At 43.1% G+C, this 11934-nt stretch carries 10 protein-coding genes and 2 tRNA genes; 7 read left to right on the top strand and 5 right to left on the bottom strand.

The window, feature by feature from the left end; all coding sequences use genetic code 11:
* Positions 1 to 36: 36 nt before the first annotated feature.
* The gene (locus ACNOGP_RS15460; RefSeq protein WP_143866085.1) at positions 37 to 231 is read right to left on the bottom strand and encodes a hypothetical protein; all 195 of its coding nucleotides are present in this window, start codon (positions 229 to 231) and stop codon (positions 37 to 39) included.
* A gap of 247 nt (positions 232 to 478) precedes the next feature.
* Here ACNOGP_RS15460 and ACNOGP_RS15455 point away from each other — a divergent pair.
* Both ACNOGP_RS15455 and ACNOGP_RS15450 read left to right on the top strand, forming a co-directional pair.
* Positions 479 to 553, top strand: a tRNA-Pro gene (locus ACNOGP_RS15455).
* A gap of 35 nt (positions 554 to 588) precedes the next feature.
* Positions 589 to 663: transfer RNA gene (locus tag ACNOGP_RS15450), tRNA-Pro, on the top strand.
* Between the two features lie 63 nt (positions 664 to 726).
* Here the strand turns inward: ACNOGP_RS15450 and ACNOGP_RS15445 are convergent.
* Complete coding sequence (locus tag ACNOGP_RS15445) at positions 727 to 1437, bottom strand: tRNA1(Val) (adenine(37)-N6)-methyltransferase (protein ID WP_418213137.1); 711 nt, start codon at positions 1435 to 1437, stop codon at positions 727 to 729.
* A 216-nt stretch (positions 1438 to 1653) separates the two neighbouring features.
* Between ACNOGP_RS15445 and lon the strand changes: the two genes are divergently transcribed.
* From lon to ACNOGP_RS15430, 3 genes are read left to right on the top strand one after another with little or no spacing between them, the layout of a single operon-like run.
* Positions 1654 to 4119 (top strand): endopeptidase La, encoded by a 2466-nt coding sequence (gene lon / locus ACNOGP_RS15440; RefSeq protein ID WP_418213136.1) that lies wholly within the window; start codon positions 1654 to 1656, stop codon positions 4117 to 4119.
* Entirely contained in the window at positions 4116 to 5246 is a 1131-nt protein-coding gene (tgt, locus tag ACNOGP_RS15435) for a tRNA guanosine(34) transglycosylase Tgt (RefSeq protein ID WP_007753359.1), read from the top strand. The genes lon and tgt overlap by 4 nt, the downstream gene beginning before the upstream one ends.
* A gap of 3 nt (positions 5247 to 5249) precedes the next feature.
* Positions 5250 to 6347: an LptF/LptG family permease gene (locus ACNOGP_RS15430; RefSeq protein WP_007753357.1), complete on the top strand. Its 1098-nt coding sequence runs from the start codon at positions 5250 to 5252 to the stop codon at positions 6345 to 6347.
* Between the two features lie 106 nt (positions 6348 to 6453).
* On the opposite strand, the gene ACNOGP_RS15425 is transcribed toward ACNOGP_RS15430, so the two are convergent.
* A complete protein-coding gene (locus ACNOGP_RS15425) occupies positions 6454 to 6957 on the bottom strand; it encodes a thioredoxin-like domain-containing protein (protein WP_195477392.1) in 504 nt (167 codons plus the stop codon).
* A gap of 266 nt (positions 6958 to 7223) precedes the next feature.
* On the opposite strand from ACNOGP_RS15425, the gene serB reads away from it, so the two are divergent.
* Positions 7224 to 8453 (top strand): phosphoserine phosphatase SerB, encoded by a 1230-nt coding sequence (gene serB, locus ACNOGP_RS15420; protein ID WP_007760509.1) that lies wholly within the window; start codon positions 7224 to 7226, stop codon positions 8451 to 8453.
* Positions 8454 to 8499: 46 nt separating this feature from the next.
* Complete coding sequence (locus tag ACNOGP_RS15415) at positions 8500 to 9765, top strand: DEAD/DEAH box helicase (protein ID WP_143866093.1); 1266 nt, start codon at positions 8500 to 8502, stop codon at positions 9763 to 9765.
* An 11-nt stretch (positions 9766 to 9776) separates the two neighbouring features.
* On the opposite strand, the gene ACNOGP_RS15410 is transcribed toward ACNOGP_RS15415, so the two are convergent.
* The gene (locus ACNOGP_RS15410) at positions 9777 to 10574 is read right to left on the bottom strand and encodes a DUF4738 domain-containing protein (protein WP_143866095.1); all 798 of its coding nucleotides are present in this window, start codon (positions 10572 to 10574) and stop codon (positions 9777 to 9779) included.
* A gap of 35 nt (positions 10575 to 10609) precedes the next feature.
* Positions 10610 to 11923: a UDP-glucose dehydrogenase family protein gene (locus ACNOGP_RS15405; protein ID WP_418213135.1), complete on the bottom strand. Its 1314-nt coding sequence runs from the start codon at positions 11921 to 11923 to the stop codon at positions 10610 to 10612.
* Positions 11924 to 11934: the final 11 nt, after the last annotated feature.

Here is an 11934-nt window from a genome sequence, read left to right as displayed (position 1 = left end):
GCACTCGAAATCATAAATAAAAAGCAGAGGATGAACTCATCCTCTGCTTCCCAAGCTGTTCGTATCAGGATTTAATTCCCTGACAGCCTCTTTTACTACCCTTTGAGTCGGATTCCTATAAGTTTCTGTCTGCTGTACAGGAACAATCTCATTCAGCATTCTCTCATATCCCTTCTGTTCCAACAAAGGCATATCTTTCTCATCTACCTTCTTTTGATTTTTAGTCTTCATATATCTCCTTATTTTTAGTTTCTTATCTTAAGAACAGAAAATGATAAAAGATAGTTCATTGTTACACCAAATTATATCACTCTATAATATCTCTGATTTCTAACAAGAAAAAAAGTACAGGCACAAGAGTATGATATTCAATGAATTGAGAATTAATCAATAAAAAACATTCGTTTGCCTATTGTTAATTAAAAAATACTCCCTATCTTTGCACCGCTTTTGAAAAGAACAACCCTTCAAAAAGTAGCGGGGTGTAGCGCAGTCCGGTTAGCGCACCTGCTTTGGGAGCAGGGGGTCGTGGGTTCGAATCCCGCTACCCCGACTACAAAGAAAAAAGGAAGTTCGGTTAAAAGTTTTCGGGGTGTAGCGCAGTCCGGTTAGCGCACCTGCTTTGGGAGCAGGGGGTCGTGGGTTCGAATCCCGCTACCCCGACGGAAGAGACAAATCGAAGATTATAAAATGAGGCTAATACAATAAATATTAGCCTCATTTATTTTACATCTTCAAATAATACTCCCGAGTCAACATTATATATTCCTCGCTATATTTGTGACGTGCTATTTCTGTCAACAGTTCTTCGACCACACACTCCCGATTACCAAAAGAAAAAGCGAACAACACTCTTTTGGGAACACCTCCGGGCTTAGTTATCACATTCAGTTGGCGGACTGCATACAGATTCCACATAGAAGCTATACCCTTCACCCTATCTGTCACATCCGCCGGAATCACAACCGTAAAAGTCCCATCCTCAGCCAATAATCCGGCAACTCCTTTCAATAGTTCCTCATAAGTCAGAGAAGTGTCATGACGCGCGGCATTCCTTTGTACATCCGGACATTTAAGTGAGCCTACAAAATAAGGAGGATTTGAGACAATCACATCAAATTTACCGGAAGAATGATACTGATTAAAATCTGCCTGAACCACTTCTATCTGTTCTTTCCAAAAAGAACGGGCTACATTTTCTTTAGCCTGCTCCACAGCTGCCGTATCTACTTCCAATGCTACAATTTTCACATCTGCCGGACTGCGTTGAGCCAACATCAGAGCAACCAATCCTGTTCCCGTACCTACATCCAATACCCGACGCGCTCCTTGAACCGAAGTCCAGGCGCCTAAAAGTACTCCATCCGTGCCAACTTTCATAGCACATTTGTCATGCCACACTGTAAACTGCTTAAATTGAAAATAAGGATTCGACATTTTATTCGCTGATCTTAAAACCCGTTTTATTCCACTAATTTATTATGTACCGCCAAAAATAAATAATTATTATGGAAGTTACCCTTTATCACCCTACATTTTGGCATTGTTTTTGTGTTTTTATTCAAACCTGTGCTTTATTATTAAAGAGAATCGATTAACTTTGCAAACGATTTATGCATATTTGTATGGCATAAACTAAATTAAAACGAAAAGATGAAAGAAAGATACTTATTGGAAGATGTCAGTGACAACGGTTTCTCGTTAATTACCGACTATGATGGTAACGATGAACATGCATTTGATGTAAACATAAAATCTGGTGAAATTCTTCCGGTTCTCCCCCTCCGTAATATGGTATTATTTCCCGGAGTATTCCTGCCTATCACGGCTGGCCGAAAGTCTTCATTAAAGCTCATACGTGATGCTGAGAAAAAGCATAAAGACATAGCAGTAGTGTGTCAAAGAGCTGCGCATACGGAAGACCCCAAATTGGAAGATTTGCACAACATAGGTACTGTAGGACGAATTGTCCGGGTATTGGAAATGCCGGACCAAACGACAACCGTCATACTTCAAGGTATGAAGCGTCTAAGTTTGAAGAGTATTACCGATACACATCCATATCTCAAAGGCGAGGTTGAGATTTTGGAAGAAGAAATTCCTGGTAAGGACGATAAGGAGTTCCAAGCTTTGGTTGAAACCTGCAAAGACCTGACAATGCGTTACATCAAGTCGTCAGATGCAATGCATCAGGATTCTGCGTTTGCCATTAAAAATATCAATAGTCCGATGTTCCTGATCAACTTTATCTGCTCGAATCTCCCGTTTAAAAAAGACGAAAAGATAGATTTATTAAGTATCAAGTCTTTGCGCGAACGTACTTATCACTTATTGGAGCTTCTGAATCGTGAAGTGCAGTTAGCCGAAATAAAAGCCTCCATCCAAATGCGTGCTCGCGAAGATATTGACCAGCAGCAGCGTGAATATTTCTTGCAACAGCAGATCAAAACCATTCAAGATGAATTAGGTGGCGGCGGTCAAGAGCAGGAAATTGAAGAAATGCGCAATAAAGCGGAGAAAATGCATTGGAATATGGAAGTTAAAGAGACTTTCCTGAAAGAGCTGGCTAAATTGGAACGCACCCATCCGCAGTCACCGGACTACAGTGTACAACTTAACTATCTGCAGACAATGCTTAACCTCCCATGGGGCATTTATACAACCGACAATCTGAATCTTAAGAATGCAGAGAAGACGTTGAATAAAGACCATTACGGATTGGAGAAGGTAAAAGAACGTATTTTGGAACACCTGGCTGTGCTGAAGCTAAAAGACGACATGAAGTCACCGATTATCTGCTTATATGGCCCTCCGGGAGTTGGTAAGACATCACTCGGAAAGTCCATCGCATCCGCCCTTAAACGAAAATACGTGCGTATGTCTTTAGGAGGTGTGCATGACGAAGCGGAAATACGTGGACATCGCAAGACATACATCGGCGCTATGCCGGGACGGATTATCAAGAGCCTTATTAAAGCAGGAGCTTCTAATCCGGTATTTATCTTGGATGAAATAGATAAAGTCAGCGCAGACCGCCAGGGAGATCCTTCATCTGCATTATTGGAAGTTCTCGACCCGGAACAAAACACTTCGTTCCATGACAACTTCCTGGATGTGGACTATGATCTCTCAAAGGTATTGTTCATTGCAACAGCTAATAACCTGAATACAATTCCCGGTCCATTGCTCGACCGTATGGAGCTGATTGAAGTCAGCGGATATATCACAGAAGAGAAAATTGAAATTGCCCGCAAACATCTAGTCCCGAAAGAACTGGAAGCCACCGGGCTTAAAAAGACAGATATAAAACTTCCCAAAGATACGCTGGAAGCCATTATCGAATCGTACACTCGTGAAAGCGGTGTTCGTGAATTAGAGAAGAAAATAGGTAAGATTCTCCGTAAATCAGCCCGTCAGTATGCAACCGACGGATATTTTGCTAAAACGGAAATTAAACCGACCGACCTATACGATTTCTTGGGAGCACCGGAATATACACGAGACAAGTATCAAGGCAATGAGTATGCCGGTGTAGTTACCGGACTGGCATGGACAGCCGTAGGAGGTGAAATCCTATTTGTTGAGACGAGCTTGAGTCGTGGTAAAGGCGGACGTCTTACATTGACCGGTAATCTGGGAGATGTGATGAAAGAATCTGCCATGCTGGCACTGGAATACATCAAGGCACACGCTTCTATCCTTGACCTGGACGAAGACATCTTTGAAAACTGGAACATCCATATTCATGTTCCGGAAGGGGCGATTCCGAAAGACGGTCCGTCGGCAGGTATCACTATGGCCACTTCTTTAGCTTCCGCTCTGACCCAACGAAAGGTAAAAGCCAATCTGGCTATGACAGGAGAAATCACCCTTCGCGGCAAGGTTCTTCCGGTTGGCGGAATCAAGGAAAAGATTCTTGCCGCCAAACGTGCCGGAATAAAAGAAATCATTATGAGCGCCGAGAATAAAAAGAACATAGATGAAATTCAGGATCTGTATTTGAAGGGATTGACTTTCCACTATGTGAATGATATAAAAGAAGTATTCGCCATTGCATTAACCAATGAAAAAGTAGCGGATGCCATTGATTTATCTGTAAAGAAACCCAGCCAGGAATGACATTTGAGTTACAATATACAGACACTAAAAGTAATGCCCGTGCCGGTCTGATAACCACTGACCACGGGCAGATACAAACCCCTATCTTCATGCCGGTGGGAACATTGGGCACTGTCAAAGGGGTGCATCTGACAGAACTGAAAGAAGACATCCAGGCACAGATCATTCTAGGGAATACTTATCATCTCTATTTACGTCCGGGATTGGATGTTATCGAGAAAGCCGGCGGCTTGCATCGCTTCAACGGTTTTGATCGCCCCATGCTGACAGACAGTGGTGGTTTTCAAGTATTTTCGCTAGCCGGAATCCGGAAACTCCGTGAAGAAGGAGCCGAGTTCCGTTCACATATTGATGGCAGCAAGCATATCTTCACTCCGGAAAAAGTGATGGATATCGAACGTACCATCGGAGCGGACATCATGATGGCTTTCGATGAATGCCCTCCCGGAGATTCAGACTATGCGTATGCTAAAAAGTCGTTAGGGCTGACCCACAGATGGCTCGACCGCTGCATACAACGTTTTAATGAAACCGAACCTAAGTATGGCTACAATCAGTCGCTATTCCCTATTGTGCAAGGATGTGTTTACCCCGATCTGCGCAAACAATCTGCGGAGTTTGTGGCTTCCAAAGGAGCGGACGGAAATGCTATCGGTGGATTGGCAGTAGGCGAACCCGTCGATAAGATGTATGAGATGATCGAAATTGTCAACGAGATTCTGCCTAAAGACAAGCCCCGTTATTTGATGGGTGTCGGTACTCCTGTCAACATCCTTGAAGGGATAGAACGCGGCGTAGATATGTTCGACTGCGTAATGCCTACACGCAACGGACGAAATGGAATGCTGTTTACCAAAGACGGTATCATCAATATGCGAAACAAAAAATGGGAAACGGATTTCTCCCCCATTGAAGCGGACGGTGCTTCCTATGTAGACACGCTGTACAGCAAAGCGTATTTGCGCCATCTTTTCCATGCACAAGAACTGTTGGCCATGCAAATTGCTTCCATACATAATCTGGCATTTTATTTATGGCTGGCAGGCGAAGCACGAAAACATATTATCGCCGGAGATTTCTCAACCTGGAAACCGATGATGGTCAGAAAAGTATCAACTAGATTATAAGGAATGAAAAGCAATCGATTCATAAAGCGGCTGGACTGGTATATCATCAAGAAATTCTTGGGAACATACGTATTTGCTATTGCATTGATCATTTCTATTGCAGTAGTATTCGACTTTAACGAGAAGATGGATAAACTGATGGAACATGAAGCACCATGGAGTAAAATCATTTTCGAATACTACATGAACTTTATCCCCTACTTCTCCAATCTGTTCAGTCCGTTGTTCGTGTTCATTGCCGTCATTTTCTTTACTTCAAAACTAGCGGAGAACTCAGAGATTATCGCCATGTTCTCCACCGGAATGAGTTTCAAGAGAATGATGCGTCCTTATATGATTTCTGCGGCCATTATCGCATTAACGACCTTTATGCTAAGTTCGTACGTAATCCCTAAAGGAAGCGTCACCCGCCTGAACTTTGAAGACCGGTATATCAAACCCAAGAAACAGAATACGGCACGCAACGTACAACTGGAAGTGGATAGCGGTGTCATTGCATACATTGACAATTATAATAATGCCATGAAAACAGGCAACCGTTTCTCGTTGGATAAATTCGTCGACAAGAAGCTGGTTTCTCACTTGACAGCACGTCGTGTAACGTATGATACAACCACCGTCCATAAATGGACGATTCATGACTACATGATACGTGAGTTGGACGGCTTGAAAGAAAAAATCACCAAAGGAGACCGGATAGACTCGATTATCAATATGGAACCGTCCGACTTCCTCATCATGAAGAATCAACAGGAAATGCTCACCAGCCCTCAATTGAGTGACTATATTGAGAAACAAAAACGAAGAGGATTTGCCAATATCAAAGAGTTTGAAATTGAATATCATAAACGAATCGCCATGTCGTTCGCCTCTTTCATCCTGACAATTATCGGTGTTTCTCTTTCGTCACGAAAGACCAAAGGAGGTATGGGTCTCCACTTGGGTATCGGACTGGGACTGAGCTTCTCATATATCTTATTCCAGACAATTACTTCTACATTTGCCATCAACGGTAATGTACCTCCTGTGATTGCAGTCTGGATTCCCAATATCCTTTATGCAGGTATCGCCTTCTTCCTGTATCAAAAGGCGCCGAAGTAGATGATAAGATTCTCTTAAATAGAAGTTCCGCCTATTCTTACCAAACGGCAAGTATAGGCGGAACTTTTTTGTTGTATTCATTTCCTCTTTTGTCTATTCTACATTGTCAACCAATCTCCTTTACATAAGCAGAAAGATCCGCAGCAGAGATGTTTTTGGCTATAATTACACCATTTCCATCCAATAAATAGTTAGTGAACCCCCGGTTCAAACGGTATTTCTTAAATAATCCGGAGTCCTCGCCTTCTGTTTCCACGAAACAAGTGGGCGTAACTATTTGGTCCTTACGAACGGTTTCCTTAAAAATTGACTGATATTCGTCAAACGAAATAGAAACCATTTCCACATTATGAGAAGAACGAAGCGCATTGCTTAAACTTACGTTTTGCATCCGGGATTGCGCGTCATAACTTGCCCAAAAACTTAGCAACACATACTTTCCTTTCAAATTTCCCAACTTAAAGGCAGGTTGCTCTTCCGATGTAGATTCGATTTTAAAATCCGGGGCTACATCACCCTCACTCAAACCTCCGGTAGGTTTGTCTTTCTCAACGAAAGCGGTCAAGGAACAAATTAGTAATACAACAAAAATCCACTTTACATACTTCATGTAACTCGGTTTTAGTTAATACTATCCGGGACTGTCCTTAAACAGTGGTTTCTTCCCGAAACGTTGTCTTTTCAGGCATCAGGCGAAGAGGAATCCGCTGATTATCAGAGCCTTTATTTTTGAAACCGGGTGCAAAGGTAAGTAATTATCAAATTAACTTCCAAAAGAATAAGCAAAAATCTCACTTTTCAGGTATAACTTTTTATGTTATTTAGCATAAAAACGAACTTTTTTCTCTACTTTTGCAGGATAAAAGTCTATTTCTTATGCAACCATCAAGTACTGAATTGATTCTGATTCGAGTTACCGGCGAAGATCGTCCGGGGCTTACCTCATCCGTGACCGAAATATTAGCTAAATATGATGCTACTATCCTCGATATCGGGCAGGCGGATATTCATAATACGCTATCGCTAGGTATTCTTTTCAAGAGTGAAGAAAGACATTCCGGATTTATCATGAAGGAATTATTATTCAAAGCATCCTCTTTGGGAGTAACCATCCGGTTCGAACCAATTACAACCGAGCAATACGACAATTGGGTAGGTATGCAAGGCAAGAACCGCTATATCTTGACGGTACTTGGCCGCAAACTGTCTGCGCGTCAAATATCGGCAGCCACCAGCGTATTGGCAGAGCAAGGAATGAATATCGATGCAATCAAGCGCCTGACGGGTAGAATCCCTTTGGATGAATGCGATACGGATGCACGCACACGCGCTTGCATAGAATTCTCAGTGAGAGGTACTCCCAAAGACCGCATCGCCATGCAAGAAAGCCTGATGAAGTTAGCCAGCGAACTGGAGATGGACTTTTCTTTTCAGTTGGATAATATGTATCGACGTATGCGCCGTCTGATCTGCTTTGATATGGATTCCACACTTATCGAAACCGAAGTTATTGATGAGCTCGCCATCCGCGCCGGCGTAGGCGATGAGGTAAAGGCCATTACGGAAAGCGCCATGCGTGGCGAAATAGACTTTACCGAAAGCTTTACCCGCCGCGTAGCCCTATTGAAAGGACTCGATGAATCCGTCATGCAGGAGATTGCAGAAAACTTGCCTATCACAGAAGGAGTAGACAGACTAATGTATGTATTGAAGAAGTATGGCTACAAAATAGCAATTCTGTCGGGAGGTTTCACCTATTTCGGCCAACACCTGCAAAAGAAGTATGGTATAGACTATGTATATGCGAATGAGCTGGAAATTATTGATGGAAAGCTCACCGGACGTTATTTGGGAGATGTGGTAGACGGAAAGCGCAAAGCCGAACTACTCCGTTTAATTGCCCAAGTAGAAAAAGTGGATATCGCGCAGACCATTGCCGTAGGTGACGGAGCCAATGACCTCCCCATGCTGGGAATTGCCGGATTGGGGATAGCATTCCATGCCAAACCCAAAGTAGTAGCAAATGCCAAACAGTCTATCAATACCATCGGACTTGATGGGGTGCTCTATTTTCTTGGATTCAAAGATTCTTATTTGAATATGTAATTAGACCGAAAAATAAATTATCTTTGCGGACAAATAAAATAACAGAATGAAGTTTTCCGAACTACAATTAAACGCGAATGTACTTGAGGCGCTTGACGCCATGCGATTTGACGAATGCACACCTATTCAGGAACAAGCAATTCCAATTATACTTGAAGGTAAAGATCTGATAGCAGTAGCGCAGACAGGTACGGGTAAAACCGCCGCTTTTCTGCTCCCTGTATTAAATAAACTATCCGAAGGAAACCATCCGGAAGATGCGATCAACTGCATTATCATGTCCCCTACCCGGGAACTGGCTCAGCAGATCGACCAACAGATGGAAGGATTCTCCTATTTTATGCCGGTATCAAGCGTCGCTGTATATGGCGGTAATGACGGCATTCTGTTCGAACAGCAGAAAAAAGGACTTACATTAGGAGCCGATGTCGTTATTGCGACTCCGGGACGTCTGATCGCCCATCTGAGTCTCGGATATGTAGACCTCTCCAAAGTTTCTTATTTCATTTTGGACGAAGCAGACCGAATGCTCGACATGGGATTCTATGACGACATCATGCAAATAGTGAAATACCTGCCTAAAGAACGGCAGACTATCATGTTCTCTGCAACTATGCCTGCCAAAATACAGCAATTGGCAAATACAATCCTGAATAATCCGTCAGAAATAAAACTGGCTGTCTCAAAACCTGCCGAAAAGATTATCCAGGCTGCTTACGTTTGCTACGAAAACCAAAAATTGGGAATTATACGTAGCCTTTTCGCCGACGAGGTTCCCGAACGTGTCATCATCTTCGCATCTTCAAAAATCAAAGTTAAAGAAGTCGCTAAGGCTTTGATGGCGATGAAATTGAATGTAGGAGAGATGCACTCGGATCTTGAGCAGGCCCAACGGGAAACAGTAATGCACGAATTTAAAGCCGGGCGAGTTAATATACTGGTAGCGACAGATATTGTGGCACGCGGCATTGACATTGATGATATTCGTCTGGTTATCAACTTCGACGTCCCTCACGACAGTGAAGATTATGTGCACCGCATCGGGCGTACGGCACGTGCCAATAACGATGGAGTAGCGCTTACATTTGTCAGCGAAAAAGAGCAGAGTAATTTCAAGAGCATTGAGAATTTCCTGGAAAAAGACATTTATAAGATTCCCATCCCGGCAGAATTAGGGGAAGCTCCGGAATACAAGCCACGCTCTTTCAGTAAAAGCAGGTACGGCAGCAACCCTAAAAGAAGAAATTTTCGGGGGAAAAACGGCAATAACAACAAAAGTAAGAACCGCCCCTCTCCCAGACAACAAAATTAGAACAGCATTCTTTATTTAGTGGAAGTGATAGTCAGTTTACCATCGAAACCCACTTCTATCTCCGCAATGCTATATACAGAACTTTCCGGAATGGCTAAAACTGCTTGATAATGAAAACCATTCCGGTCTACTTTTACAAACTTCGTATCGGATAGAATAGCCTGCGGCAGGAAATCAGCGGGAACAACCTGAGCAAACATCTGCTTGGTCACATCACTGGCAAACAAACTTTTCTTGCCTTCGTACACACAAATGTGCATCACATTGTCGTAATACACATTGTCCATACTAATCCCGTCTTCGGAATAAGTCGTCTTGACAACTCTAATTTTGGTAGGATTAATATATACATAAGCGCGATAGCGAGTGCCATTGTATGTCACCACACTATCCCGTTTTGTCACTTCCGTATAAGTCGGTATAACCACTTCACGACGAACAAATGACAACGAATCATTCGGATCCTCAGATTTATGCAGTTTGATTATGTTGTCCGTAATGGAATGAAACCAGAATATATGTTCCGCCTGCTTATCTATCTTGTAGTAAGCCGTATCATTTCCATACGTGTAAAGCGTATCCCGCATAACCTTAAATGTAATCGGAGCACTTTGGCTATCTGCATAATAGATCGTATCCCCCTCTACCCGCATCAACGGACTCTCCGTTTCATCGTCCAGCCAAATTCCCTGCAACAGTTCCTTAGCAGCTATATCCTCTTCCTCCAGTTCAAGAAAATTTGGATTTTTATTGCCGCCACATGACACAGAAAAAATCACCATCAACGATAGCACTACATATTTCATCATTTGTTCCTGTTTTGCATAAAGATACTCTTATTTTTTCATTTACCAATGCAATAGTAAACGAATCCGAGTTCTTCCATCTCTTTCTTATCGTAAATGTTACGTCCGTCCAATACAACCTGCCGTGCCATCGTTTTCTTTATGACAGCCCATGAGGGCAGACGGAATTCCTTCCATTCGGTAACCAACATCAGCGCATCCGCATCAAGCACCGCATCATACATATCGCAAGCATAATAGATTGTATCTCCGATCCTGCGCTTGCACTCCTGCATGGCAGCAGAATCGTACGCACGTACCTGACAACCAGCCTTCAACAGCTTATCAATCAGGATCAAAGCCGGAGCTTCACGCATATCATCAGTCTCCGGTTTGAAAGCCAGTCCCCACAAAGCAACCGTTTTTCCTTTCAGGTCACCATTAAAGTGCTTCACCAGCTTTTCAAACAGAACACTTTTCTGTTGCTCGTTTACCTCTTCCACAGCACTGAGCACCCGCATTTTATATCCATTCTGTTCTGCCGTTTTGATAAGGGCTTTCACATCTTTCGGGAAACAAGAACCGCCATAGCCGATTCCCGGATACAAGAATTTACGTCCGATGCGCGTATCCGAACCGATTCCGCTACGTACCATATTCACGTCGGCACCCACAATCTCGCACAAGTTTGCTATGTCATTCATAAAACTGATGCGGGTTGCCAACATAGAATTTGCCGCATATTTAGTCATCTCCGCTGACGGGATATCCATAAAGATAACGCGGAAGTTATTTAGCAAGAACGGTTTATACAGCTTCGACATCAGTTTCTGCGCACGTTCCGACTCCACTCCCACTACTACACGGTCCGGGCTCATAAAGTCGCTGATCGCATTTCCTTCCTTTAGAAATTCCGGATTTGAAGCCACATCAAAATGGATATTCACCCCTCTCTTATCCAACTCCTCTTGAATAACCGCACGAACCTTGCCGGCAGTACCCACCGGAACCGTACTCTTGGTAACAACCAATTTATATTGTTTCATATTGCGACCGATAGTCCGGGCTACCTCCAGCACATATTTCAGATCGGCGCTGCCGTCCTCATCAGGAGGCGTACCGACAGCACTGAATACTACTTCCACATCATCGAGGCAACTCTCCAGTGAGGTAGTAAACTTCAATCGTTTCGCTTTCATATTGCGAAGCACCATCTCTTCCAATCCATTTTCATAAATAGGAATGACACCCTTTTTCAAAGATTCGATTTTCTCACTGTTAGTATCTACGCAAGTCACATCCACGCCAATTTCAGCAAAGCATGTACCTGTCACCAGACCTACATATCCGGTTCCTACAATTGCTATTTTCATATCTTTATTTA

The sequence above is a fragment of the Bacteroides difficilis genome (genome assembly GCF_048319815.1).
Lineage (GTDB): Bacteria > Bacteroidota > Bacteroidia > Bacteroidales > Bacteroidaceae > Bacteroides > Bacteroides zhangwenhongii.
Note: the sequence above shows the minus strand (reverse complement) of the source record. Positions and strands in the feature narration are given on the sequence as shown.